Genomic DNA, 24,352 nt, shown 5'->3' on the forward strand with positions numbered 1-24,352 from the left:
TAGGGCGCCGCCGCGACGCCTTGTGACGGGGTTGTTCCCGCCGCGCAGGTGAGCCGCGACGCCGGATTGGGCAATGATGGAGGCGTGTCCACCACCTCCACGACCTTCGACACCATGTACCGCCACGGCATCGTGCGCGTGGCGGCGGCAGTGCCGCGGCTGCGCGTGGCGGACCCGGCCTTCAACGCCGAGCGCACGCTGGCGCTCGCGCGGCGGGCGTCGGACGAGCGCGCCGCGGTCGTCGCGTTCCCCGAGCTCGGGCTCTCGGCCTACTCGATCGACGACCTGTTCCATCAGGACGCGCTCAACGACGCGGTCGAGGGCGCGCTCGCGACGATCGTGGCGGCGAGCGCCGACCTCTTCCCGGTCTTGATGGTCGGCGCGCCGCTGCGCGCGCAGGGCGGGCTGTTCAACTGCGCCGTGATCGTGCACCGCGGGCGCGTGCTCGGCGTGGTGCCCAAGAGCTACCTGCCGGAATATCGCGAGTACTACGAGGAGCGGCAGTTCCGCGCCACGCGCGAGCTGATCGGCGGCGAGGCCGAGGTGCTCGGGGAGCGGGTGCCGTGGGGCTCGGAGCTGATCTTCGAGGCCGCCGACCTGCCCGGCCTCGCGCTGCACGCCGAGGTCTGCGAGGACCTGTGGGTGCCGATCCCGCCGAGCCGGTACGGCGCGCTGGCCGGCGCGACGGTGCTCGTGAACCTGTCGGCGAGCAACATCACCGTCGGCAAGGCGGACTTCCGGCGCCTGCTGTGCGCCTCGCAGTCCGCGCAGACGTTCTCGGCCTACATCTACACGGCCGCGGGCGAGGGCGAGTCGACGACCGACCTCGCGTGGGACGGGCAGGCGCTGATCTGCGAGAACGGCGACCTGCTCGTCGAGGCCGAGCGCTTCGCCGTCGACGAGCAGGTGATCTTCGCCGACGTCGACCTCGGCCGCATCGCCTCCGACCGCTCGAGCACGAACAGCTTCGGCGACTCGATCCACGACCACCGCGAGCGGCTGGAGCGGTTCCGCCGGATCGGCTTCACGCTCGGCGCCGGCGCCGAGCGGGTGCCGCTGCGGCGCGAGATCGAGCGCTTCCCATACGTCCCCTCGGACCCCGCGAGCCGCAACGAGCGCTGCGAGGAGGTCTACAACATCCAGGTCCGCGGGCTCGAGTCGCGCCTGCGCGCGACCGGGATCGAGAAGGTCGTGATCGGCGTCTCCGGCGGCCTGGACTCGACGCACGCACTGATCGTCGTCGCGCGCGCGATGGACCGGCTCGGCCTTCCCCGCTCGAACGTCCTCGCCTACACGCTGCCCGGGTTCGCGACCAGCGAGCACACGCGCGGCAACGCGTGGCGGCTGATGGAGGCGCTCGGCGTCAGCGCGACCGAGATCGACATCCGGCCGTCCGCGACCCAGATGCTGCGCGACCTGGGCCATCCCGCGGCGGACGGCGAGGCGCAGTACGACGTGACCTACGAGAACGTCCAGGCCGGCGAGCGCACCTCGCACCTGTTCCGGCTCGCGAACTACCACCGCGCGCTGGTGGTCGGCACCGGCGACCTGTCCGAGCTGGCGCTCGGGTGGAGCACGTACGGCGTCGGCGACCAGATGTCGCACTACTCCGTCAACGCCTCGGTCCCCAAGACGCTGATCGGCTTCATGCTGCGCTGGGCGATCGACACGAACCAGTTCGGGCCCGAGGAGAACGCCGTGCTCGAGTCGGTGCTAAACACCGAGATCTCACCCGAGCTGATCCCGGGCGACGGCGACAAGCCGACCAGCGACAGCGAGAGCGTCGTCGGCCCGTACGAGCTGCAGGACTTCTTCCTCTTCCACATCCTCCGCTACGGCTACCGGCCGTCGAAGGTCGCGTACCTCGCGCTGAAGGCGTGGGGCGATCGCGAGCTCGGGAGCTGGCCGGACCTGATCCCGCCCGAGCGCCGCAACGAGTACTCGCTGGGCGAGATCAAGCACTGGCTCGGGGTCTTCCTCGAGCGCTTCTTCCACATCAGCCAGTTCAAGCGCTCGGCGATGCCCAACGCGCCGAAGGTCGGCTCGGGCGGCTCGCTCTCGCCGCGCGGCGACTGGCGCGCGCCGAGCGACTCGACGGCGACCGCCTGGCTCGACGAGCTGCGCGCGAACGTGCCGGACGGTCAGTCGTAGTAGCGGCGCACGCTCGAGCCGACGCGGTCGACGTCGGTGCCGTAGATGTGGATCGAGATCGCGGTCGTGTCGCCGATGTTGCGGACCCGATGGATGTCGCCGGGCGGCGCGAAGCCGTTGACCTCGCCGGGAGAGGCGGCGCTCTCCCCCACGCGCGTGCCGTGCGCGTCGAAGAGCTCCTCGTACTCGATGCCCTGCACGACGCCGAAGACGACCACGTCAGGTGGTCGTGGATCCGGGTCGCCTGCCCCGGCCGCCAGACGAGCGCGATGATCGAGAACGAGCCGTCGGGCTCGACGTGCAGGGTGTGGCTCCGGTGGCGGTCGGGATCGCCGAGCCGCTCCTCGGGCGTGAGGACGTCAGGGCCTGGGAGGTGACGGCGCAGCGCCGCGGCGACGAGCTGCGCGGTGGCCTCCCAGTCGGCTTGGACGCCGACCGCGCCGCGCACGGCGGCGACCAGGTCGGCGATCTGGCGGGTGTCGGTGCTGATGGCGGGGGCGGTGGACATCGGGACGGCTCTCTTTCCAGGGTGTACCGATCAGGACGACCGGACGTGCCGATCTGTTCCTCCCAGCGCGCAGGACTTGCCACAGCTCCCGGGAAGATGGTCCGCATGCAGAGCGAGGGTGCGCTCGCCGGGCTCAAGGTGCTCGAGCTCACGCAGATCATGGCCGGGCCCTTCTGCGGCCAGGTGCTGGCCGACCTGGGGGCGGACGTCGTGAAGATCGAGCCGCCCGAGGGCGGCGATCAGGCGCGCCGCTCGCTCGGCTTCCCGCTGCGCGAGGGCGGGGACACGGCGGCGTTCCTCGCGGTCAACCGCAACAAGCGCAGCGCGGCGCTGGATCTCAAGGATCCGGGGCAGCGCGAGCAGTTCTACGGGCTCGTGCGCGGCGCCGACGTGCTGATCGAGAACTTCCGCCCCGGCGTGGCGGCCCGGCTCGGGGTCGACTACGAGACGCTCGAGCCGATCAATCCACGGCTGATCTACGCGAGCATCTCCGGCTTCGGGCAGACCGGTCCGTACGCGCAGCGCCCGGGCTTCGACCTGATCGCGCAGGGCCTGGCCGGCGTCATGAGCGTGACCGGCGAGCCAGGCGGCGAGCCCGTCAAGTGCGGCGTCCCGATCGGCGACCTGTCGGCCGGGCTGTTCTGCGCGGTGGCGATCCTCGCCGCGCGCATCGCGCGCGAGCGCACCGGTCGCGGCCAGCACATCGACACGTCGCTGTTCGAGGGCGCGCTGGCGCTCTCGATCTGGGAGTCCGCGGAGCTGTGGGCGACGGGCCGGACGCCGCAGCCGCTCGGCTCGGCCCATCGCCTCACGGCGCCGTATCAGGCGCTGCGCACGGGCGACGGCCACATCACGGTCGGCGCCAACAGCGAGCGCTTCTGGCGGCGGTTGTGCGCGGCAGTCGGGCGCGAGGAACTGGCCGAGGACCCGCGGTTCGCGACCAACGCCGCGCGCATGGAGCACCGGCCGGAGCTGGTCGCCGAGCTGGAGTCCGCGCTGGCGGTGCGCGGGACCGGCGAGTGGGTCGAGATCCTGCTCGAGGCCGGCGTCCCCGCCGGGGCGATCCACGACTACCGCGAGGTCTTCGACGATCCGCACACGCTGGCGCGCGAGATGGTGGTCGAGGTCGACCATCCCGTCGAGGGGCGGGTGAAGGCGCTGGGGATCCCGGTCAAGCTGAGTGCGACGCCCGGGTCGGTGCGGCGCGCGGCGCCGCTGCTGGGCGAGCACACGGGCGAGGTGCTGCGCGAGGCCGGCAGCGCGCGTTGAGTGCGACCAGTTCCGCGCCCTGCGGCAGTCTGCACCGTATGACCCACATCACCCAGCTGTCGACCGTGCTCGTCCGCGTCGCCGACCAGGACCGGGCGCTCGAGTTCTACACCGGCACACTCGGGTTCGAGAAGCTCGTGGACTTCGGCTACGCCGGCGGCGCGCGCTGGATCGAGGTGGCGCCGCCGGGCGCCGCGACCTCGCTCTCGCTCGCGCGCGGCACCGGTGGCGAGGAGACCGGCGTGGCGTTCGACAGCGCGGACGTCGAGGCCGATCACGCCGCGCTGCGCGCCCGCGGCGTCGACGTGGACGAGTCGATCCTGCGCGAAGGCGATTCCGTCCTGCACTGGGCCGGCGCCGTGCTCGCGGGCATCCCGCCGATGTTCCGGCTCCGCGACCCCGACGGCAACTCGCTGCTCGTCGTCCAGCAGCCCTGAGGGCGTCAGGCGGCCATCCATGGCCGGTCGGCGACGTCGCACGTCTGGACGACGCGGGTGTCGAGCCGCGGCAGGATGCGGTCCACGACGAGCGCCTTGAAATGCTGCGACTCCCGGTGGGCCGCGAACGCCTCGGGCGACGTGTAGCGCTCGAGCACGACGACGTTGCGAACGTCGCGCTCCTCGCGGTAGGCCGCGAAGAAGACGTTCCCCGGCTCGGTGCGGGTGGCCGCGGCCAGCCTGGGCAGCAGTGAGAGGACCTCGTCCTCGCTGCCGGCGGAGATCCGGTAATAGGCGATCACTTGAAGCTCTCTCAAGACGGCATCCTCGGTCCGAGGGCGGCGGCCGAGCCGGGTGCTCCGAATTCACCCGGCCCGGAAGCCCGGGTCCTGCTTTGAAGGGCGTTGTCTCACGAGCCGGACCCTCCCGGGCAGGCGCGGCACCCGCTCTTGCCCCGAAGGTGCCATGCCCGCAGATGGACTTCAGGGTCCAATTGCTTGGACCGGTTCCGCCGGGTACGCTGTCCCCGTGGGCACTCGGCGGCCTTCACGCTTGACGGCGCGCGGAGCGGCGACGCGCGCGCGGATCGTCGAGTCCGCCGCCGATCTGATGCACCTCAACGGCGTGTCCGCGACGACGCTGGACGACGTCCGGGCGGCCAGCGGCACCAGCAAATCGCAGCTCTACCAGCACTTCGCCGACAAGGACGCGCTCGTTGACGCGGTGATCGCGTTCCAGGCCGGCGAGCTGATCGCGCGCCAGACGCAGCGGCTGCAGCGGCTGGACTCGCTGCGCGGGCTCGAGCTGTGGAGGGACGCGGCAGTCCGCCGGAGCGCACTCCGCCGCGGCGCGCATGGCTGCGAGCTCGGATCGCTGGCGAGCGAGCTCGCCGACCGCGACGAGGACGCGCGCGCCGCCCTCGCGGCGCACTTCAGGAACTGGGAGGCGCTGCTGACGGCCGGCCTCGAGCGGATGCGGGCGAACGGCGCGCTCAGGCCCGAGGCGGACCCGGTCAAGCTCGCGACCGGCATCCTCGCAGCGCTCCAGGGCGGCTACCTGCTGGCCCAGACGGCGCGCGACACGGCGCCGCTGGAGGTCGCGCTCGACATGGCCCTCGACCGGGTGCGGGCGGCTGCAGCAGCGGAGTGAATTGGACCTTGAGGACCAATTTCCCTCACGCGACGGGCGGCGCGGGCGTTATACCGGCATGACCACGTCCTGGACCATCTACGAGAGCCCGCTCGGGCCGCTGACGGTGATCGCGGGCGCCTCCGGCATGAGCCGCATCCGCTTCCCCGGCTCGGACGAGCGACTCGACGAGGCCGGGCGCCGCCCCGCCGCCTTCGCGGTGGCGACCGAGCAGCTCGACGAGTACTTCGCGGGCGACCGGCAGGCGTTCGAGCTGGACCTGGACCTCAGCGCCGGAACCGCGTTCCAGCGCAAGGTCTGGGTGCAGCTGCGCGTGATCCCCTACGGCACGACGGTGAGCTACGGCGACCTGGCCCGTGCGATCGGGCGCCCCGACCGGCTCCGCGCCGTCGCCGCCACCGTCGGGCGGACGCCCGTGCCGATCGTCATCCCCTGTCACCGCGTCATCGGCGCCGACGGCTCGCTAACGGGTTACGGCGGCGGCCTGCACCGCAAGCAGGCGCTGCTCGAGCTCGAGGCGCGCGGCGCCGCCGGGCAGGCGCCCGAGCCCGCCTGGGCATTCCGCCAGCTCACGCTCAGCTAGGCCACCTCCCCCGGACCGGGGATGAAGACCGGCGCCGAGCGTCCGATGACACGGATGTGCAGCGACTTCCCCCTGAGCCGGTGCAGCGCCACGTGCAGCGCCTGGCTCCGTTCGCCGCGGTGACGGCCGTCGGGCTGGTCCTCGCGCTGCCCTGGTCGGCATCGGCGGAGAGCTACGCGGGCTACGGCATCTGCTGGCTGCTGATGCTGGCGGTCGGCGCGATGTCCGTGTTCGCGCGCTCCTCAGGCCCGGCCTGGCTGCGCCTCGGGCGCCCGCTGACGTACCTCGCCGCCGTCGGCGTCCTGCGCGAAGTCACCGGCGGCGCGAGCGGCGGCGTCGGGATCCTCGTGCTCGTGCCCGTGATGTGGGTCGCCCTCTACGGCTCGCGCTGGATGCTCCGCGGGACGCTCCTCGGCGTCGCCCTGGTGTGGGTGCTGCCGCTCGTGGCGATCGGCGGGGCGCGCTATCCGGCGACAGGTTGGCGCAGCTGCGTCCTGACGGTCGCGCTCGCGGCGATCATCGGCACGACGGTGCAGCACCTCGTCGCCCAGGCGCGCGAGCAGGCCGGGAGCGCGCGGCGTCACGCGCGCGAGCGCGAGCGGCTGCTGGCTCAGGTCAGCGAGCTCGCGCGCACCGACTCGCTCACCGGGCTGGCCAACCGGCGCTCATGGGAGGAGCACGTCGCCGCGACGCTGGAAAGCGGCGAGCACGCGGTCAGCGTCGCGGTGCTCGACCTCGATCGCTTCAAGGCCCTCAACGACGAGTCCGGGCACGCCGCCGGCGACCGCTGCCTGCGCGAGAGCGCCGCGGCGTGGACCGCGCAGCTGCGCCCGAGCGACCTGCTCGCGCGCATCGGCGGCGACGAGTTCGCGATCCTGCTGCCCGGCTGCACACTCGACGAGGCGCGCGTCATCGCGACCCGTGTCGCCGAGGCGACCGCGGGCACCGGGTGCTCGATCGGGGTCGCGGAGTGGGACGGCAAGGAGACGCCCGAGGAGCTGCAGCGGCGCGCCGACCTGTCGCTCTACGCGGCGAAGCGCGAGCGCGCGGGTAGCTCGGTGTGGGCGCCGAGCAGGGCCGCGTAACCCTCCGTCCTCCACCGGTGAGCGACAACCACGGTTGACGATCGCGCCAGGATCCGGACCATCCGTCCTGCCAGCAACCGGACCACTGGACGCCACGGACGGTCCGCATCCCCGTAGCGTTGGGCCATGCCAGACCTCGCGCACCGGCCGCAGCGCCCGGCACGCGCCGCGGGGACGACCTGGACGCGCGCCGGCGAGCCGGATCCGGACTTCGGGGACGAGGAGCGGCGCAGGAACCACCTCGGCCTCACCGACGCCTGCCTCGCCGCGCGCTTCCTCCAGCGCCGCCCCTACCGTGCGCACGCGGGCTACGACGAGATGATCCGCGCGCTCGGGTACGTATGGGAGTGCCGGAACGACGGCACGCTCAACGTGACCGGATACCGCTGCGCCGCATGCGGCGAGCGGCGCGGCCTCGCGCTCGACGAGTAGCGAGCCGCGCCGCGGAACGCCGTCAGGCGGCTCGCGGAGAGAGCGCGAGCAGCGCGTCGAGGACCTGCGCCGGCTGCGCCGGCGGCGTGCCGCCCAGCGTCGACGGATTGAGGATGCCCGTGATGCCACGCGCGCCGGACCGGTCTGCGCACCCGCGACGCCGGCGCCGCACGCGATCGTGGCCGCCACCGGCGTTCAGGTGCCGTTCAGGCGCCACGCGGCACGCTGAGGGCATGGCACCATCGGCGGGGTGAGAGTGACCCAGATCGGGATCTGCGAGGACGACACCGGATTGCGCTCGGTGCTCACCCGCGCGCTCACCGACGAGGGCTTCGACGTGCGGGCGGTGGCCGGCGGCCGGCTGGCCGTGCAGGAGTTCTCGGCGCTGCCGCCGGATCTGCTGGTGCTCGACATCGGCTTGCCCGACGCGGACGGGCGCGACGTCTGCCAGGCGCTGCGGGCCCACGGCGTCGAGGCGCCCGTGATCTTCCTCACCGCGCACGGGCAACTGACGGACCGGCTCGCCGGCTTCCACGCCGGCGGCGACGACTTCCTCACCAAGCCGTTCGCGCTCGCCGAGCTGCTCGTCCGCATCCATGCGCTGCTGCGGCGCCGCGCGGCGGAGCCGGAGGCCGCGGACCGGGGCGGCCTCCAGCTCGACCCGGCCGCCCACGGCGTCCGCGCCGGCGACCGCACGGCCGCCCTCACGCCGACGGAGTTCCGGCTGCTCGGGGCGCTGGCCGCGCGCCGCGGCGAGGTGGTCCGGCGGCGCGAGCTCGTCTCGGCCGCGTGGCCGGACGGCGCGATCGTGCACGCAAACACGCTCGACGCATACATCGGCCGCCTGCGGCGCAAGCTGCGCACCGTCGAGGCCGACGCGGAGATCGCCACGGCGCGCGGGGTCGGGTACGTGCTGCGGTGAGCCTGCGCACGCGCGTCACGCTCGGCACCGTCGCCGTGCTCGGCGCCGGGCTGGCAATCCTCTCGGTGGCGCTCAATCTGCTGCTCGTCAGCCGCCTCAGCGCCGACGCCTCCGCGGTGCTCGCCAACCGCGCCGACGCGCAGCTCGCGACGCTGGACGCGCGCCACGGCACGCTGCGGGTCCGGGAGACGGCCGACGACGCGGCGCTCGACGAGCACGCGTGGATCTTCGACCGCCAGGGCCGCGCGATCGAGCGTTCGCCGGCCGAAGCTCGGCTCGCCGCGGCGGTCGAGGCGCTCGCCCGCGTCGACCGGCCGACGGTGCGCAACCCGACCGAGCACGTCCGCCTGCTCGCCCGCCCCATCGACCGGGCCGGCGTCGTCGTCGTCGGCGTCTCGATGGACCCATACCGCCACACCGAGCGGATCGCCGTCGGCTTCACGGTCGTCCTCGACGTCTTCGTGCTGCTCGCCGGCGCGCTCGTCGCCCGCCGCGCCGTCGGCGCCGCCCTGCGCCCGGTCGCCGACATGACCCAGCGCGCGGCCGAGTGGAGCGAGCACGACCTGCACCGCCGCTTCGGACTTGGCCCGCCGCGCGACGAGCTCACCGCCCTCGCCGCGACGCTCGACGGACTGCTCGGCCGCATCGACGCCGCGCTGCGCCACGAGCAGCGCTTCTCGGCCGAGATGGCACACGAGCTGCGGACCCCGCTGAGCGGCGTCCGCGCCGAGGCCGAGCTCGCGCTCCACGCCGGCCGGTCCGACGCCGAGCTGCGCGCCGCGTTGGAGACCGTGCTCGCCGGCACCGACCGGATGGCGGCGGTGATCGACACGCTGCTGGCGGCCGCGCGCAGCGACACGGTCCGCGGCTCGTCGGACGCCCTCGCCGCCGCGTACACCGTCCAGCAGCTCGTCCGCCCCGTCGCCGAGGCGCACGACCGGCGCGTGAGCGTCCACGCGGACGGCGCACCACTGACCGTCGGCGCCGCGGAGGACGTCGTCGCCGGCGCGCTGCACCCGCTGCTCGAGAACGCCGTGCGCCACGCGCAGCATGCCGTCGAGGTCAGCCTGCTGCGCGAGAACGGCAGCGTCGTCATCGCCGTCGCCGACGACGGCGCGGGCGTCACGCCGAACGATACGGAGCGGATCTTCGAGCCCGGGGTGAGCGACACGGGCGGCGCCGGCCTCGGACTGCCGCTGGCTCGACGGCTCGCCCGCTCGGCGGGAGGCGACGTCGTCGCCGTGCCGCAGGAGGGCGGCCGCTTCGAGCTGCGGCTGCCCGCCTGAGCGCTGAACTGGCGGGTGACGGCGCGGGGCATACGGCCCGGCTTGCTCGCGCCCTGCCGGCTCCGGCGAACGTCAACGGCGGCGGGTGAGGGAAGCGAGGGGCGAGCCGCGCGGCTTGCTTCGCGCCCCGCCGGCGCCGGCGAGCGTCAACGGCGGCAGGTACGGGAAGCGAGGGGCGAGCCGCCCGCCCAAACGATCACGGCGCGCGATGGGTGCACGACGTTCCTTCGAACTATTCGAAGGGTTTGTAGGTCACCCCCGGGACCTGCCGGGCGGAGACGATCGTTTGTGACGAATATCCACCAATCGCGATCGGGCGCGATCGGACTCACGCCCTTACCGCGCAGTTGACGTCCGCCGGCCGAGATCCGCGGGCCGCAGAGACCGCGCGGGGGGGCAGGGATTCGTCACGGCGGCGGAGACGAACGATCGCGATCGCCGAGCCGGCCCACGGTGACCGGGCGCGATCGGACTCACGCCCTTACCGCGCAGTTGACGTCCGCCGGCAGAGACGGACCGCCCGCCGAACCTGGGCCCGCGGCGGAACGCGGCGCTGCCCGGGTATCGCGCCCCGGGTCTCGCCCGCTGCAACGGCCCTGTAACAGCCGGTGCGTTAGGGTGACCTAACGATGTCCGCCGCCGACGCCACCGACCGCCGCGCCCAGACCCGCCGCCGCCTCCTGCTCTGGACCACCGCCGCCGCCATCGTGACCGGCCTCGTCTACCTCATGGCCACCGCCAGCACCGGCCCCATCGACCCGACCGAGATCCACCACTCCCAAAGCCACGCGACGATCGTCTTCAACGCCGGCATGATCGTCTTCCGCGAAGGCCTGGAAGCCGTGCTGATCTTCGCCGCCGTCACCGCCAGCTTCCGCGGCGCCAACACCGCCCGCCGGCGCCCCGTCACCCTCGGCGCCCTCACCGCCTTCGCCGCCGCCGTCGCGACCTGGTTCATCGCCCAAGCGATCCTCGACGCCGCCTCCGGCCTCGGCCCGCGCCTTGAGGCGATCACCGGCTTTCTCGCGATCATCGTCCTGCTGGTCGTCCTCAACTGGTTCGTGCACAAGGTCTATTGGTCGCAGTGGATCGCCCGCCACCACCGCCAGCGCCGCAAACTGCTCACGCGCACCGGCCACACCGCGACCCTCGGCCTGATCGCCCTCGGCTTCACCAGCGTCTACCGCGAAGGCTTCGAAGTCGTCCTCTTCCTCCAGAACCTCCAACTCCAAGACGGGTCGGGCACCGTCCTCGAAGGCGTCGCCTTCGGCCTCATCGCCACCGCCATCGTCGGCGCCCTGACCTTCTGGCTGCACGCCAAGCTGCCCTACCGCCGCATGCTCATCCTCACCGGCGTCCTCGTCGGCGTCGTCCTGGTCGTCATGACGGGCGGCACCGCCCTGAGCTTCGTCGAGCTCGGCTGGCTCCCCAACGACCCCACCCCCTTCACCCTCCCCACCTGGCTCGGCGCCTGGTTCGAGATCTACTCCACGTGGGAGACCCTCGCCGCCCAGTTGCTCGCCGCCGCGTTCGTCATCGGCTCCTACTACGCAGCCGAATACCTCAAGGTCACCCGCCCCCAACGCCGCGGTCAACCCATCACCGCCACCCGCGCCACCGCCGCACCCGCCGAGGTCCCCTTCTAGGCGCGGCGTCGGAGACCCCGTCGCCGGCGTGGGCGACGAGGTGCTCGCGGTCGATCGGGCTCATGACCGCATCCACGCCTGCGCGTGGGCAACGTCCGGTGCGTGCCGTCGCGCAGGCCCCCGCGACGCGGCGGCGACTCGGCCGTAAGAGCGGGCTGACCTCGCGCGCCCCGGGCGGTCAGGGGGTCACCCTGACCTTTGCCCTCCGCTCCCCTCGAACCGGCGGCGCGCTGAACCGGGAGCTCGGAGGCCGCGTACCCCGCCGCGACTCCGCTCCACAACGAAGGAAGTCCGATGCGTCGTCTGTTGATCGCGGTCGCGGTCATCGCGGCGGCCGGTCTCGCCGTCGGCGCGACCGGGCACGCCGCCGGCAGCGCCACCGCGCTGAAGACCCGGCACGGCGAGCTCGGCACGTTCCTCGTGGACGGCCACGGCCGCACGCTGTACCTGTTCGAGAAGGACAAGACGTCGAAGAGCACGTGCTCCGGCGCGTGCGCGGCGGAGTGGCCGCCGCTGCGCACCAGCGGCAGGCCGACGGCGTCCGGGGTCGGCGAGGAAGTCGCTGCTCGGGAAGACCAAGCGCGGCGACGGGACCACGCAGGTGACGTACAAGGGTCATCCGCTCTACGCCTTCAGCCGGGACCAGAAGCGAAGGGGCAGGGCGTCAAGGCGTTCGGCGCCAAGTGGTACGCGGAGTCGGCCGCGGGCACGAGGATCGGCGGCGGCTACTGACGCCGCGTATACGCGGCCGGGCATGCGTACGTGCCCGGCTCCGGCGTCACCGCGGCAAGCGGGGGCTCTCTCCCGCCGGCTCCTCGGCGGCGCCTGCGGGAAGGGTGACGGCGCCGAGAAGGCGCACGTCCAGGCGCTCGAGCGCGCGGCGCGCCTCGTCCGCCTCCTCGGGCGAGCACTCCTCGGGACAGGCGAGGATCGCGGCGTCGGCAGCGCGCGCGACCAGGCACCCCTCCGGCGCGACGAGGAGCCCCGGCGCGTCGACGACGATGTAGTCGTAGCCGGCGTCCCTCAGCGCGCCGAACAGCGCGTCCACCACCCCCGGCCGCACGAGCCCGATGCCGTCGTCAGGGCGGCCGCCGCCCGGGACGACGTGCAGCGAGTCCAGCCCCGGGACGCGCGTGGCGCGCAGGCGCACCGCGGTGCCGGTGCGGGCCTGCTCGAGCGCCTGTACCAGCCCGGGACCGGCGGGCACGCCGAGGGCGTCGGCGAGCTGCGGCGACGCTACATCGCTCGACAGCACGAGCGTCTCCTCGCCCGCCCGGGCCAGCCCCTGCGCGAGGCCGGCGGCAACCTGCGCCGAGTGCCGCCCGCGTCCCGGACTGGTGACCAGGATCACGTGGCGAGCTCCTGGCGGCAACGTGAGCAGCGTCGCGGCGAGCAGCGACCGCAGCCCGTCCTCGGCGACCGCCCGCACCTGCTCGCGGCGGGCGGCCTGCGCACCACGGCGGCGCGCGGCCACGCCGGCCATCAGCTCCCGCAGCCGCGACGGCGCGCGGGCCTCCAGGGCCTCCAGGCCGCGGTCCCAGGGCGACACCGGCGGGTACGCCGGCAGCGCCGCAAGCAGCGGCACGCCGGCGAGGCGGGCGACCTCGCGCCTGGACGCGGCGAGACGCCGGTACTCGCGCAACGCGACGATCAGCACGGCGGCGACGAGGGCGGCGAGGAACGCTCCGGCGGCCGCGCGCAGCGGGCGCGGCGCGTACGGCCGCGCCGGCGCCTGCGCGGGCTGGACGAGCTGCAGGTCGGTGCCGGCGCCGGCCGCGGCGACCACCAGTTCGTCGACGCGGGCTCGCAGCGCCGCGACCTCGGGGGCGCGGTCGGGCATCGCGACGAGCGGGGCGATCTGGGCCTCCAGCGCGCCTTGGGACTGCGCGATCGCCGCTCGCCGGTTCTCCGCGCGCCGGCTGAGGAAGGCGGCGGCGACGGCGTTCGCGATCGCAGCGGCGCCACGGGCGTCGTGGTCGTGAGCCGTGATCTCGATCAGGTCGGCGTCCGGCGCGATCGCCGTCGTCACCTTGCCGGCCAGCGAGGAGCGGCTCTCACCCGGGAGCTTCGCCGCGGCGGCGGCGAGCACGGGCGCACCCTTCACGAGCGCGACCTGCGTCCGCAACCACCGCACCTCGTCCTGCGGGCTCGTATGGGGCGCCGCCGAGGCGGCGATGCGGGCGGTCGCGCGGTAGCGCTTGGCCGCCGACGAGGCGATCGCGTAGGTGCAGAGCGTCAATCCTGTGACCACCAGCGCGATCGCGAGCGCGTTGTCGCGCAGCGCCTGGGCGAGGCGGCCTGGATCGATCCGGTGCTCCTGCTGGGGCCCTGCTCCCATCTGCCCGACAGCGCGGTCCAACGCGGCCACCTGGGATTTGTACCGCCTCGGCGCCCGGGCGACCAAGCGCTCACAGGTGGAACGCTGAGCGTATGCTCTTTGCTGAGGCGGCGTTGCCCAGCAGCGGCGTGACGCCCAGCATCTCCTCGGTCGTGCGCAGCATGGAGTAGTGGTCGAACCGCACCCCGGACCGTGTCCCCGCCCTCACCGAGGGCGCGACGACGAGCGTCGGGATGTGGTTGCCGCTGGCGTCGTCGTCCTCGTCCCAGGTCAGGAACATCGCGGTTCTCCCCGCTCGGTACTGGCGGCTGGCGAGGACCTTCGACACGAAGCGCTCGAGCCACGCATCTCCGGTCGAGACGCTGCAGTCATGCATGTTGTGGCAGTTGTTCGGCGTGACGAACGTGAACCTCGCGCTGAGATCCGGCCTGGCGCCGAGCGGGACGACGTTGGTCTGACAGGCGCCGCGCAGGTTCGTGTAATACGCCGCGGGGTTGTGGTGGACCGCATACGCGCCGGCGTCGCTGCGACGACAGGCCGAGGGCATCGACTCCTGCAGCGAGCGCCAACCGCGCGGCCCGAGTTGGGAGAAGATGCTCGGCGCGGTCAGCTGGTGCGCGTCCGGTCCGTCGTCGTCGGTGACCCCCTGCGTCGAACCGGACGTCATGGCGATGTAGTTCGGCAGGCTCGGATGCCGCTCCGCGAAGAAGCGCGTGGCCACGCCGCAGCGCGCGGCCAGGCGGTTGATGTACGGCGCCCTCCGCGACCCGATGACCTGCGAGTACGCGTGGTTCTCCATCACCACCCAGACCACGTGGTCGTAGGTGGCGGGCGGGCGCTTCGCCCGCCCGCAGACCGGCCCGATCGTGGCTGCCGTGTCGCGCGTGCCGGACGTGCCGGGCACGACCGACAGCAGCGCGGCGACCGCCACTGCGAGCACGGCTGTGCCGGCCATGAACCACATCCTTCCGACGGGGAGTCCGAACATCGAAGGCCCTCGCTTGCTCATGCCGCCTCCACGTACTCGAAGACCTGCGCCGCGCCGCGGCGGAATACGAGCCGGAAGTCCGGGGACGCCGCCAGTGCGCGCCCGAGGCGAGCGAAGGAGTCCCCCGGCGCCAACCCGTAGAAGCGCGCGTAGCGCTCGCCGCTCGGCGTCAGCGCGAGGTAGCGGGCGCGCGTTCCGCCCTTGCGCAGCAGGCGCTCCAGGACCGGGACGTCCTGCGGCCCGAGGCGGTGCGGCCGGAAGCCGGGCGTCTCGACCAGGCTCAGCGGCGAGTCGAGGCGCTCGGCGTAGCGCCCGTTCAGCCGGGCCGGCAGGTTCGGGGCCACGAGCATCAGGCTGGCGTCGGGCGGCGTGTGGTCCAGGAACCAGCGGCTCGCCGCCACGTCGTCGCGCCCGATCCGGTTCACCATCTCCTGGCCGAAGTAGCCGAACAGCGTGCCGATGCCGAGGAGGACCGTCACGCCCACAAGCCGCCAGGACCCGCGCAGGGACGTCGCGTCGCACGCCGCGGCGGCGAAGAAGGCGAGCCACGGCAGGGCGAACAGGTAGGCCCGCAGGGGCGCCTCGCCGCCGTAGGCCTGAATGCCCACGACCAGCACCGGCGCCGCGGCGAGCGCAAGCGGCGCGACGTCCGTGTGACCGGCGCGCAGCCGGCGTACGACTCCCGCCGCGGCCACCAGCAGCAGCACGAGCATCGCGGCGCGCGACACGTCGACGCCCAGGTGGGCTCCGGGCAGGCCGGGGCCCGCGGGCCGGGCGCTCGCGGCGACGTCGACGCTGAAGACGGCGAAGTGCTCCAGCAGGAAGGCGTGGCTGAGGTACAGCCACCAGGCCTCCAGCGCGATCAGCCCGCAGACGATCCAGAGCGGCGGCCGGCCGGTCATGAGGGTGAGTGCGCCGACGCTCACGATCAGCATGACCGGCGACAGCTGGTGGGCGACGACCACCGCCAGCGAGCACAGCGCCCCGACGACCACGGCCGCGGCGGGACTCATGGGCGGCGCCGCCCGTGCGGGCCGGCGGGCCAGGCGCCCGCGCCGCGCCGTGGAGGCGATCCGGTCGACGCGGCGGTCCACCCACCGCCCCAGCGCCGTCTGTCGCGCGGACGCCGGCGTGCAGCGCAGGATCAGGCCGAGGATGACCTCCACGACCAGGAACCCGAACGCCTGCGGCGCGAGGTAGTCCTGCCCGATCCAGTTCGCGACCACGAAGATCCACACGGCGGTCCACTGCAGGCGCGGATCGCGCGTGACGCCGCGCAACGCGAACAGGATCGCGGCGACGTTCGCGAGCTCGAAGGCGGGCTGCGCCCACGCCGCGTAGTCGATCGGCGCGACCCCCGTGGCCCGGCTGAACCAGGCGTTGAGCGCGAAGAACCCAGGCCAGTTCTGGTAGACGTCGATCCAGCGATCGACCGAGCCGTGCCCGGCGATGTAGTCGATCACGCCGAGGTGCTTGTACGTCCATGCGTACCGCGGCTCGGAGTACAGCAGCGCGGTCGTCGCGTGCAGCACGACCACGAGCGCGACGACGTACAGGCCGAGGACCGCCGGCTGCACGCGGCGGCGCGTCGCCGCGACCGCGAAGCCGCCGGCGAGCAGCGCCAGGGCGGCGTAATAGGCGGGCGGCAGCGCCGCGAGCAGCCCGTAGCCCGAGATCCGGCCCAGGTCGGTGCCGGTCAGCGCGACCGCCCAGCACAAGAGCGCGGCGCCGGCGACGCCCGCGTGGGCGGCGGCCGGCGTCGCGAGCCGCGTCCAGGGCAGCGGCACCGGCGCGGTGGCGATCGCGCCGTCGGCCGTCCCCGGCCGCAGGCCTTCGGGCAGCACCGGGGGCGAGTCCCAGTGCGCCGCGTTCGGCGCAGCGACGCGCCGCTGATCCTCGTAGGCGGTCATCCGGCTCGCGGTGCGGCCTCGCGCAGAACGTCCCCGCCGTACGCCCACCGGCGCGGATGCAACGTCATGCTTCGAACGCTCAACCGCAAACTGTCCGTCAGTCCTTCTCCTCGCGCCAGGCGTAGTGTTGCACGCATGTTCGAGGCCACGGCCGCGGTCGCCGTCTCCGTCGTGATCTGCGCCTATGCCGATCGCCGCTGGCCGGAGCTCCAGGAGGCCGTCGAGTCCGTGCGCGCCCAGTCCCTGCCGCCGCTCGAGACGATCGTGGTCATCGACCACAACCCCGCCCTGCTCGAGCTCGCCCGCCGCGGGCTGCCGGGCGCGATCGTGATCGAGAACGAGGAGCCGCGCGGGCTGTCGGGCGCCCGCAACAGCGGCCTGCGCAGAGCGCGCGGCGCCGTCGTGGCGTTCCTGGACGACGACGCGATCGCCGAGCCGGACTGGCTGCAGTGGCTCGCCGCTCCATACGCCGAGCCGGAGGTGCTCGGGGTGGGCGGAGCGATCGAGCCGCGCTGGGCCGGCGAGCGTCCGGCCGCGTTCCCGCCGGAGTTCCAGTGGGTCGTCGGCTGCAGCTACGAGGGCCTGCCGACCCGGCGCGCTCCCGTCCGCAATGTGATCGGCGCGAGCATGTCGATGCGGCGGGACGTGTTCGAGCTCGCCGGCGGTTTCCAGACGGGCATCGGGCGCGTGGGACCGATCCCGCTCGGCTGCGAGGAGACCGAGTTGTGCATCCGCGCGCGCCGGCGGCGCGGTGACGGCGTGTTCCTCTACGAGCCGCGCTCCAGGGTCGCCCATCGCGTCCCGGAGGGCCGCACGACCTGGAGCTACTTCTGCTCGCGCTGCTTCGCCGAGGGCATCTCCAAGGCGCGCGTGTCGTCGGCGGCGGGCCCCGGCGACGCGCTCGCCTCCGAGCGCGAGTACGTCCGGCGCACCCTCCCGGCCGGCGTGTTGAGGGGCATCGGCGACGCCCGCCGCGGCGATCCGTGGGGGCTCGCCCGGGCGACCGCGATCGTCATGGGCCTGGCGCTCACCACGCTCGGCTACGTCGCGGGCAGCGTCGCGGAGGTGACCGCGCGAGCGCGGAAACGCGACGAGCGCCGCAGCCCGCCTTGACATGGCGGCGCGTTTCTGGCCCCCTAGCGGGATGGCGTCGCCCGTCACGGCCGGAGCCGCCCGCCGGTTCATCGAGCACGTCCGGATACCCCTGCACCGCGATGCGTACGCACTGGCCCTCAGCTCCGGGCTGACCGCGGCGACCGGGCTGGTCTATTGGATCGTCGCGGCGTACGTCTACAGCCCGCACGCCGTCGGGGTCAATTCGGCCCTGATCGCGAGCATGATGTTCCTCGCCGGCATCTCGAGCCTGAACCTGCCCAACATCATCGTCCGCTTCCTGCCGGAGGCCGGGAGCCGCACGCTGCGGCTCGTGGCATCGTCGTACGCGGCCGCGGCGCTCCTCGCGGCCGTCGCCGCGACGGTCTTCCTGGTCGGCGTGAGCGCGTTCGCGCCGAAGCTGGGCTTCCTGCGCGGACACGGGTCGATGCAGCTGTGGTTCGCCGTCTCCTCGCTGGCCTGGTGCATCTTCACGATCCAGGACGGCGTCCTCACCGCGCTCGGGCGCGCGGTCTGGGTCCCCGTCGAGAACGCGGGCTTCTCGCTGCTCAAGCTCGGGCTGCTCGTGGGCACGGCCGCGCTCGCGCCGGTCTACGGCATCTTCGTCTCGTGGACGATCGCGACGCTCGTCGCGGTGATCTGCGTGAACCTGCTGATCTTCCAGCGGCTCGCCAAGACGGCGCCGCGAGCGCGGGCCGGCGGGTTGATCGTGCTCCGCGACCGGGCCTTCGCGCGCTACTTCGCCGCCGACTACGTGTGCTCGGTCGCCTGGGTCTCGGCCTGCAACCTGATGCCGGTGGTCGTCACGGCCGTGGCGGGAGCCACGACGAACGCCTACTACGCCCTCGCGTGGGCCGTCTCGCTGCCCGTATACGCGATCGCGGCGAACATCGGGACGTCGCTGGTGCTGCACGGGACCATGGACCCCCCATCGCTCGGCGTCCTCAGGCGCCAAGCCGCCGTGCAGGGCGCGCGCGTCCTGGTCCCCATCGTCCTCGTGCTCATCGTGGGCGCGCCCTACATCCTGGCCCTGTTCGGAGGCGACTACGCGGAACGCAGCGCGACGCTGCTCCGGCTGCTCGCGATCGGGACGCTGCCCTACCTCGTGCTGGTGCTCGCGGTCAGCGCCGCGCGCGTGCGGCGGCGCCTGCGTACGGCGGTGATCGCGATGAGCTCCCAGGCGGTGCTGGCCCTCGCCCTCGTGGCCCCGCTGCTGGACCGGTTCGGCGTGACCGGCGCCGGCGTCGCCTGGCTCGCCAGCCAGTGCGTGGTGGCGGCTGGGCTGCTGCTCGTGGGATCGCGCCGGCGCGAGGGGCGGCGCCGTGCGTAACGGGCTGCCGATCCTGCTCTATCACGGCGTCGGGCCGCCCAGCGGGCGCTTCAGCGTCAGCGAGGCCGAGTTCGCGCGCCAGATGGACGCGGTCGTCGCCAGCGGGCGCTCCGCGCAGACCGTCGGCCGGCTCGCCGAGCCGCGCGTCCGCGGCGAGCCGATGGCGGCCTCGGCCGTCGCGATCACGTTCGACGACGGCACGGCGGACTTCTACGATCGCGCGTGGCCGGTGCTGCGCGAGCGCGGGCTCCCGGCCACGCTCTACGTCACCAGCGGCCTTGTCGGCGGCCGCCACGAAGGCACGCCGATGCTCAGCTGGCAGCGGCTCGAGGAGCTGCGCGACTCCGGGCTGGAGATCGGCGCGCACAGCCACGAGCACATCGCCCTGGACCTCGTGCCGCTCGAACGGGCGGCGCGCGAGCTGGTCAACAGCAAGCTCGTGCTCGAGGATCGGCTGCAGGTGGAGATCAGCGGCTTCGCGTACCCGTTCGGCTACCACACGGCCGCGGTCAAGGCGCTCGCGGCGCGCGCGGGATACCGGTCGGCCTGCGCGGTCAAGAACGCGCTCAGCCACCCGTATGACGACCGCTTCGCGCTGGCGCGCTTCATGGTGACGGCCGTCACGCCGACGGCTCGCATCGACCGGCTCCTGGCCGGCCGCGGCGCGCGCGTCGCGCCCCGGCGCGAGCTCGTGCGGACGCGTGTGTGGCGGCTCTACCGGCGCGCGCGGGCGATCTCTGTTCCGACCGCCTAGTAGTCCCGGAACCGGAGCACGCGCTTCACCTGCCGCCGCAGCTGCGCGTCCATCGCCGTCAGCGGCAGCCGTTCGAAGCGGTAGCCGGCATGCGGCTGCTCCACGGCGCCGAAGCCGCGCTTGAAGCGGGCCAGCGAGGAGCCGGGCGCCGTCTCGCCCATGTGGTACCAGCGCCGGCCCGAGGCGCAGGCGTCCTCGATCGCGAGCCGGTGGAGCAGCTCGTTCGCCCCGGTGCCGGATATCAGCTCGCGGTCCATCGCCCCGCGCCAGTACGTGCTGTGCTCGCCGTGCGTGAGCACGATGATGGCCGCCGCCGGCTCGCCCGAGCGCCGCGCGAGCCACACCCTGCAGCCGCGCCCCACCCGCTCGGCCACGACGGAGAACTTGCGCCTGGGGTCGCGGCGCTGCCCTCGCCACTGCGCGAGCCGCTCGGGCTCGTGCTGCTGGCCGGCCCAACGGGCGATCGAACGGCGATACAGCTCGTCGAAGGCGCCGATGAGCCGCCCGGCGTCATCGCACTCCACCGTCAGTCCCAGCCGCTCCGCCCTCCTGCACGCCCGTCGCACGTTGGAGGAGAACCGGCGCGACCACACCTGGTCGAAGCCGCCCGAGAGATCGAGTGCCTGGCTCGTGTGCATCGTCCGCACGACGCCGGAGGGCACGGCATCCTCCCAGACCGGATAGGCGGATGGACTCGGCCGGACCGCGACGCGCAGGCGGCGCTGGGCCTCCAGGTCTGCCACCACGGCGGCGACGTCCTCGCGCAGGACACGGCCGCCGGAGGACACGAGCCCTCCGGTGCTCCATCCGAACGGCATCGAGCTCTCCACGCCGGCCGCATCGGGCAGGCGGCGAACCCGGGCCAGCGGCAGGACGAGCTCGCGGCCGTCGGACGTGCGGTACGCGCGCGTGGCGTCGGCGTAGCGGCCCACGACGCAGACGCAATCCAGCCATGCGGGCGTCTGCGACACCAGCGCCGTGGGATCGCTCGCCAGCGCGCGGGTCCACGCCGGACGCGCCGCGGGACCGACGGCCGTCAGCGTCACCGTCATAGCGCCGCCAGGACGACGTGGACGTTGCGCGCCTCCCACAGCCGGTAGCGGAGGCCGCCGATGCGGCTGCGCTGGCGCGCTTCCATGGCGACCTGGCGCAGCCAGTACAGCAGAAGGGCGTGACGGTCCGACAGCGAGCCGTCATGCCGCCAGGTCGCGTAGCGCTCGAGCAGGCGGCGCTCGCGCAGCGGCCAGCTCCAGTGCCTCAGCTGCTCGCGGACGATCGTTCCCATCTGCTCTCCGCTCGCCTCCCTCCGGGTGGACACCAGCAGATGCAGCACGTCATGGACCGCAAGCTCCGGCGCCGCGGCCGCCTCCCAGTCCACGATGCCGGCCGGCCGCTCGCGCGCTTCCTCGAACAGCAGGTTGCCGATCCAGTAGTCGCCGTGGATCCAGCCGGCGGAGAAGTCGCGGCCGGCGACCGCTTCGTGGAGCTCCTCGCGCAGCCGCCGCATGCGCGTGGCGATGAACGGCGGCGGCGGCCCGTGGCGCGCCAGGTCGCGCACCGGCGCGTCGATCCAGCGCTCGACGTCGCCCGCGACGCGGGTGGCCGTGGCTTGGTGCAGCAGGTGGATCGTCTCGGCGGCGCCGTCCTGGAGGCCTCGCCGGCCGGCCTCGCCGGCGTCCACCGAGCGGCCGGACAGGGCCGAGTCCACGCGGTAGGCCTGCCCGAGGACGGAGCCCGACGCGAGCGGCCGGGCCAGCAGCGCGCGCCATCCGTCGAGCCGCGCATCGGCGTGCAGCGCGGTCATCGCGGCGCCCTCGCGTGCGAGGCCGCGCGCCGCCGCTGCGGTCACGGGCAGCTTGACCACGGACGACGGCCGCCCGCCATCCGCGGTCAGCATCACGATCCCCATGCCCGTGGATGTCAGCCGGGCGTCGGCGACGAGCGAGCGCCGGACGGCCGCGGGGAGCGTCCCGGCGGCGTGGGCGTCGGCGAGGATCCGCGGCACCAGCGCGGCGGCCTCCGCCAGCCGGCGGCGCCGCTCGATCACCCGTGAAACGGGGTCGGCGAGGCGGAGCGGTGCGGGGGCGGCGGCGCCCCGCGCCGGCGGACCCCGGCCCACCGGTCGGCGACCCGGCGCCAGACGATCGCCGTCACCTCGGCGCGGACCGCGGCGAGCTCGCGCGACGCGTCGACGATCTCTGCGCCGGGCACGCGGCTCGCGACCTGGCGATAGACCCGCCGGTCCGCGTCGATCTGGGCGGGCGGGTTCTCGTTCTTGCGCCCGTAGGCCACCGCGGCGGGAGCGTCGAGCACGACGGTGGCGGCGGGCCGCGGGACCGCGTGCGCGAGCAGCCAGAAGTACGGCCGCTTCAGCGCCGTGAGCGGGGGCTGCGGCGGCAGCTGCGCTTCGTAGACGTAGCGGTCGTAGATCACGAGGCGCCCGCGCAGCTGGTGGTACTGCGCGAGCAGGTAGCGGCGCCAGATGCGAAGCGGCCGCACGGCCGCCGCGGCAAGCCCCGGCGGGCGGTTCCCGGTCATCTTCCACAGCCCCATGTAGATGATCCGCGACTCCAGCGGGAAGCCGCCGGCGATGGCGGCGGCGACCGTCGACTTGCCGACCCCGTCGGGCCCGAGCAGCGCGACGCTGATCCCGCGCCGCCGTCGCAGCAGCAGCGGCTTGCGCGCCAGTGCGGCGAGCCGCCCGCGTGCCGCGTGGAGCCGCTGTGCGACGGGCCTCTGGCGCCGCAGATCCGCGAGCAGGCGCTCGCCCAGCGCCTCGACGCCTTCCCAGTCGCCGCGCAGGACGGCGGCGGTGAAGGCGTCGGGGCCGGAGGTCGCTCCCGCCGCCTCGAGCAGCTGCCGTCCAAGCTCCGAGTCGTCGTTCGCACGCGCCAACTCGCGCAGCGGGGCGCGATGGCGCTCGGCCACGCTGCCACGGTCGAGCAGGCAATGCAGGAGCAGCAGCCAGAACTGGTCCGCGTCCGCCGGCACGGCCATGGCGTCGCTGAGCCGGCGGCGGCGGATCACCTCGCGGGCGACGTCCGGAGGCCGCCAGCCGGGCGCGCGGCGGAACGCCACGGTGGTCACGATGTCGAGCATCAGCCAGCGGTCCGACGGCAGGTCGAAGCTGAGCAGGAGAAGGTTCGGCGGGGACTCCCATCCGGGCAGCGACGCGAACCCCAGCCGGTGCGCCGCCGCCCGCAGCTCCGTCGCGTCCCCGGGCGCGACGAGGATGTCCACGTCACCGCTGGGCGCGGCGGGGTTCGAGGGCGTCCGCAGCAGGGTCCAGGCGACGTGTCGCTGCTCGAGGTCCTCGAACAGCCGCCGCAGGACCGGGTGAAGGTCGGCTCCGATTATCATCGGATCAGAGCAATAGCGGGAGGTGGGTCAGAAGATGCCCAGGACGTCTGGATCTCGACCTCGGCACCGACGCGGCCGGCCGACGGGCAGGCAAAGGGTACTGTCTCGTGGCCCGCTCGTGCTCGTGTTCGCAGCGCTCGCCGTGGTAGCTGGCGCGCTCGCCGCGGTCGGACTTGGACAGCCGCAGCGCGGCTGGAAGCTGGTCTTCTTCGATGACTTCTCGGAGGGGCTGAAGGAGGCCAACTGGGGCAGGTACTCCGGCCAGCCCGGCGGCGATCCGGGTGGCTGGTGGGCCCCGTCGCACGCGGTGGCGACGAACGGGATCCTGCGCCTGCAGACGTACCGCGACCCAAGGGTCGGCAACCGCTGGGTGTCGGGCGGCCTCTCGAGCGCGCGCGCGCTGCGGCAGACCTACGGCAAGTACGAGGTCCGCTTCCGCATGGACGCCGGCCGCGGCGTCGCGGGCGTCGTGCTCCTGTGGCCGGCGCGCGACCGCTGGCCGCCGGAGATCGACTTCGCGGAGAGCGGCGGCCGGCAGACCACCCGCCGCGCCATGACGGCGACGCTGCACTACGGCCCCGACAACCGCCAGATCCAGCGCTCGGTCCGCGCCGACTTCACCCGCTGGCACACGATGGGCGTCCAGTGGACGCGGGGGCGGCTCGTCTACACGCTCGACGGCCGCGCGTGGGGAACGGTCAGGAGCCCCCACGTGCCGAACGAGCCGATGGAGCTCGACATCCAGAGCCAGGCCGGCACCTGCGGAGACCACTACGTCCCCTGCCCGGACGGCTCGACGCCCGAGCGCGTCGACCTCGAGGTGGACTGGGTACGCGCATACGCATACCGCTAGCCGAGCGGCATTCTGGAGCCCAAGAGAACGCAATATGGGAACCAGATGAGACTCCTGGCGGACGGTCGGCTCATTGCTGACGTCGGCAACGCGTATACGTCGAGTTGGCACGAGCATCCCTGACCGGGGCATTGACGCCATGGGCAACGGCGCCGAGACTTTGTTGCCGAATCGTTAAGGAGAACCGCGACGCCAGTGGGGATGGATGTAAAGGCGTCGTGCGGCCGTAGCGAAGGAC

22 protein-coding genes and 1 pseudogene are annotated in these 24,352 nt (G+C 73.7%); 15 read left to right on the forward strand and 8 right to left on the reverse strand.

Features of this window, described 5'->3' with window-relative positions:
- Positions 1 to 114: 114 nt before the first annotated feature.
- A complete protein-coding gene (locus H958_RS0119150) occupies positions 115 to 2,151 on the forward strand; it encodes an NAD(+) synthase (protein WP_037410752.1) in 2,037 nt (678 codons plus the stop codon).
- Here H958_RS0119150 and H958_RS47690 read toward each other — a convergent pair.
- Positions 2,142 to 2,369 (reverse strand): cupin domain-containing protein, encoded by a 228-nt coding sequence (locus tag H958_RS47690; protein ID WP_196807435.1) that lies wholly within the window; start codon positions 2,367 to 2,369, stop codon positions 2,142 to 2,144. The two genes, H958_RS0119150 and H958_RS47690, sit on opposite strands and share 10 nt — an antisense overlap.
- Before the next feature lie 395 nt (positions 2,370 to 2,764).
- On the opposite strand from H958_RS47690, the gene H958_RS0119160 reads away from it, so the two are divergent.
- A complete protein-coding gene (locus H958_RS0119160) occupies positions 2,765 to 3,928 on the forward strand; it encodes a CaiB/BaiF CoA transferase family protein (RefSeq protein ID WP_028059847.1) in 1,164 nt (387 codons plus the stop codon).
- A 38-nt stretch (positions 3,929 to 3,966) separates the two neighbouring features.
- Positions 3,967 to 4,365 (forward strand): VOC family protein, encoded by a 399-nt coding sequence (locus H958_RS0119165; protein WP_028059848.1) that lies wholly within the window; start codon positions 3,967 to 3,969, stop codon positions 4,363 to 4,365.
- A gap of 5 nt (positions 4,366 to 4,370) precedes the next feature.
- On the opposite strand, the gene H958_RS0119170 is transcribed toward H958_RS0119165, so the two are convergent.
- A complete protein-coding gene (locus tag H958_RS0119170) occupies positions 4,371 to 4,682 on the reverse strand; it encodes a putative quinol monooxygenase (RefSeq protein WP_028059849.1) in 312 nt (103 codons plus the stop codon).
- A 235-nt stretch (positions 4,683 to 4,917) separates the two neighbouring features.
- On the opposite strand from H958_RS0119170, the gene H958_RS0119175 reads away from it, so the two are divergent.
- The 8 genes and pseudogenes from H958_RS0119175 to H958_RS49120 form a co-directional block, all read left to right on the forward strand.
- Complete coding sequence (locus H958_RS0119175; RefSeq protein WP_051324514.1) at positions 4,918 to 5,514, forward strand: TetR/AcrR family transcriptional regulator; 597 nt, start codon at positions 4,918 to 4,920, stop codon at positions 5,512 to 5,514.
- A 58-nt stretch (positions 5,515 to 5,572) separates the two neighbouring features.
- A complete protein-coding gene (locus H958_RS38655) occupies positions 5,573 to 6,097 on the forward strand; it encodes a methylated-DNA--[protein]-cysteine S-methyltransferase (RefSeq protein WP_051324515.1) in 525 nt (174 codons plus the stop codon).
- A gap of 56 nt (positions 6,098 to 6,153) precedes the next feature.
- Positions 6,154 to 7,182 carry a GGDEF domain-containing protein gene (locus tag H958_RS43665; RefSeq protein WP_156028072.1) on the forward strand — a complete coding sequence of 343 codons (1,029 nt, stop codon included), beginning with the start codon at positions 6,154 to 6,156 and terminating at the stop codon, positions 7,180 to 7,182.
- 126 nt (positions 7,183 to 7,308) lie between these two features.
- The gene (locus tag H958_RS0119190; RefSeq protein WP_028059852.1) at positions 7,309 to 7,614 is read left to right on the forward strand and encodes a hypothetical protein; all 306 of its coding nucleotides are present in this window, start codon (positions 7,309 to 7,311) and stop codon (positions 7,612 to 7,614) included.
- A gap of 250 nt (positions 7,615 to 7,864) precedes the next feature.
- Positions 7,865 to 8,536: a response regulator transcription factor gene (locus H958_RS0119200; RefSeq protein ID WP_028059854.1), complete on the forward strand. Its 672-nt coding sequence runs from the start codon at positions 7,865 to 7,867 to the stop codon at positions 8,534 to 8,536.
- Positions 8,533 to 9,822 carry a sensor histidine kinase gene (locus tag H958_RS0119205; RefSeq protein ID WP_051324516.1) on the forward strand — a complete coding sequence of 430 codons (1,290 nt, stop codon included), beginning with the start codon at positions 8,533 to 8,535 and terminating at the stop codon, positions 9,820 to 9,822. Before H958_RS0119200 ends, H958_RS0119205 begins: the two co-directional genes overlap by 4 nt.
- A gap of 629 nt (positions 9,823 to 10,451) precedes the next feature.
- A complete protein-coding gene (locus tag H958_RS38665; protein ID WP_051324517.1) occupies positions 10,452 to 11,468 on the forward strand; it encodes an FTR1 family protein in 1,017 nt (338 codons plus the stop codon).
- 294 nt (positions 11,469 to 11,762) lie between these two features.
- Positions 11,763 to 11,972 (forward strand): annotated as a pseudogene (locus H958_RS49120) (hypothetical protein); the annotation flags it as partial.
- Positions 11,973 to 12,246: 274 nt separating this feature from the next.
- Here H958_RS49120 and H958_RS0119220 read toward each other — a convergent pair.
- The 3 genes from H958_RS0119220 to H958_RS47700 all read right to left on the reverse strand — a co-directional run bounded on the left by H958_RS0119220 (position 12,247) and on the right by H958_RS47700 (position 16,704).
- Positions 12,247 to 13,806: a tyrosine-protein kinase family protein gene (locus tag H958_RS0119220; protein WP_156028073.1), complete on the reverse strand. Its 1,560-nt coding sequence runs from the start codon at positions 13,804 to 13,806 to the stop codon at positions 12,247 to 12,249.
- Between the two features lie 70 nt (positions 13,807 to 13,876).
- Entirely contained in the window at positions 13,877 to 14,761 is an 885-nt protein-coding gene (locus H958_RS47695) for an alkaline phosphatase family protein (protein ID WP_037410846.1), read from the reverse strand.
- 50 nt (positions 14,762 to 14,811) lie between these two features.
- The gene (locus tag H958_RS47700) at positions 14,812 to 16,704 is read right to left on the reverse strand and encodes a hypothetical protein (protein WP_028059857.1); all 1,893 of its coding nucleotides are present in this window, start codon (positions 16,702 to 16,704) and stop codon (positions 14,812 to 14,814) included.
- 135 nt (positions 16,705 to 16,839) lie between these two features.
- Between H958_RS47700 and H958_RS38680 the strand changes: the two genes are divergently transcribed.
- From H958_RS38680 to H958_RS0119245, 3 genes are read left to right on the forward strand one after another with little or no spacing between them, the layout of a single operon-like run.
- On the forward strand, positions 16,840 to 17,817 hold the full coding sequence (locus H958_RS38680; RefSeq protein WP_051324520.1) for a glycosyltransferase family 2 protein: 978 nt from the start codon (positions 16,840 to 16,842) through the stop codon (positions 17,815 to 17,817).
- A gap of 31 nt (positions 17,818 to 17,848) precedes the next feature.
- A complete protein-coding gene (locus H958_RS38685) occupies positions 17,849 to 19,147 on the forward strand; it encodes a lipopolysaccharide biosynthesis protein (RefSeq protein ID WP_051324521.1) in 1,299 nt (432 codons plus the stop codon).
- Positions 19,140 to 19,901 carry a polysaccharide deacetylase family protein gene (locus H958_RS0119245; protein ID WP_051324522.1) on the forward strand — a complete coding sequence of 254 codons (762 nt, stop codon included), beginning with the start codon at positions 19,140 to 19,142 and terminating at the stop codon, positions 19,899 to 19,901. Before H958_RS38685 ends, H958_RS0119245 begins: the two co-directional genes overlap by 8 nt.
- On the opposite strand, the gene H958_RS0119250 is transcribed toward H958_RS0119245, so the two are convergent.
- The 3 genes from H958_RS0119250 to H958_RS46460 are packed head-to-tail and all read right to left on the reverse strand — an operon-like array spanning position 19,898 to position 23,261.
- Positions 19,898 to 20,953, reverse strand: coding sequence for a GNAT family N-acetyltransferase (locus H958_RS0119250; protein WP_028059859.1), 1,056 nt, complete (start codon positions 20,951 to 20,953; stop codon positions 19,898 to 19,900). The genes H958_RS0119245 and H958_RS0119250 overlap by 4 nt on opposite strands.
- On the reverse strand, positions 20,950 to 21,948 hold the full coding sequence (locus H958_RS46455; protein ID WP_156028074.1) for a phosphotransferase family protein: 999 nt from the start codon (positions 21,946 to 21,948) through the stop codon (positions 20,950 to 20,952). The genes H958_RS0119250 and H958_RS46455 overlap by 4 nt, the downstream gene beginning before the upstream one ends.
- The gene (locus H958_RS46460) at positions 21,945 to 23,261 is read right to left on the reverse strand and encodes a nucleoside/nucleotide kinase family protein (protein WP_028059861.1); all 1,317 of its coding nucleotides are present in this window, start codon (positions 23,259 to 23,261) and stop codon (positions 21,945 to 21,947) included. The genes H958_RS46455 and H958_RS46460 overlap by 4 nt, the downstream gene beginning before the upstream one ends.
- Positions 23,262 to 23,379: 118 nt before the next feature.
- On the opposite strand from H958_RS46460, the gene H958_RS38690 reads away from it, so the two are divergent.
- On the forward strand, positions 23,380 to 24,114 hold the full coding sequence (locus H958_RS38690; protein WP_051324523.1) for a glycoside hydrolase family 16 protein: 735 nt from the start codon (positions 23,380 to 23,382) through the stop codon (positions 24,112 to 24,114).
- Positions 24,115 to 24,352 lie beyond the last annotated feature (238 nt).

The organism is Candidatus Solirubrobacter pratensis (assembly GCF_000425945.1).
Lineage (GTDB): Bacteria > Actinomycetota > Thermoleophilia > Solirubrobacterales > Solirubrobacteraceae > Solirubrobacter > Solirubrobacter pratensis.

Bases quoted from the DNA above. Each gene is read 5' to 3' on its own strand.
- H958_RS0119150 (WP_037410752.1), top strand. From the start codon at position 115: ATGTACCGCCACGGCATCGTGCGCGTGGCGGCGGCAGTGCCGCGGCTG.
- H958_RS0119160 (WP_028059847.1), top strand. From the start codon at position 2,765: ATGCAGAGCGAGGGTGCGCTCGCCGGGCTCAAGGTGCTCGAGCTCACG.
- H958_RS0119165 (WP_028059848.1), top strand. From the start codon at position 3,967: ATGACCCACATCACCCAGCTGTCGACCGTGCTCGTCCGCGTCGCCGAC.
- H958_RS38655 (WP_051324515.1), top strand. From the start codon at position 5,573: ATGACCACGTCCTGGACCATCTACGAGAGCCCGCTCGGGCCGCTGACG.
- H958_RS0119190 (WP_028059852.1), top strand. From the start codon at position 7,309: ATGCCAGACCTCGCGCACCGGCCGCAGCGCCCGGCACGCGCCGCGGGG.
- H958_RS38665 (WP_051324517.1), top strand. From the start codon at position 10,452: ATGTCCGCCGCCGACGCCACCGACCGCCGCGCCCAGACCCGCCGCCGC.
- H958_RS0119220 (WP_156028073.1), bottom strand. From the start codon at position 13,806: ATGGGAGCAGGGCCCCAGCAGGAGCACCGGATCGATCCAGGCCGCCTC.
- H958_RS47695 (WP_037410846.1), bottom strand. From the start codon at position 14,761: ATGGCCGGCACAGCCGTGCTCGCAGTGGCGGTCGCCGCGCTGCTGTCG.
- H958_RS47700 (WP_028059857.1), bottom strand. From the start codon at position 16,704: ATGACCGCCTACGAGGATCAGCGGCGCGTCGCTGCGCCGAACGCGGCG.
- H958_RS38680 (WP_051324520.1), top strand. From the start codon at position 16,840: ATGTTCGAGGCCACGGCCGCGGTCGCCGTCTCCGTCGTGATCTGCGCC.
- H958_RS38685 (WP_051324521.1), top strand. From the start codon at position 17,849: ATGGCGTCGCCCGTCACGGCCGGAGCCGCCCGCCGGTTCATCGAGCAC.
- H958_RS0119250 (WP_028059859.1), bottom strand. From the start codon at position 20,953: ATGACGGTGACGCTGACGGCCGTCGGTCCCGCGGCGCGTCCGGCGTGG.
- H958_RS46460 (WP_028059861.1), bottom strand. From the start codon at position 23,261: ATGATAATCGGAGCCGACCTTCACCCGGTCCTGCGGCGGCTGTTCGAG.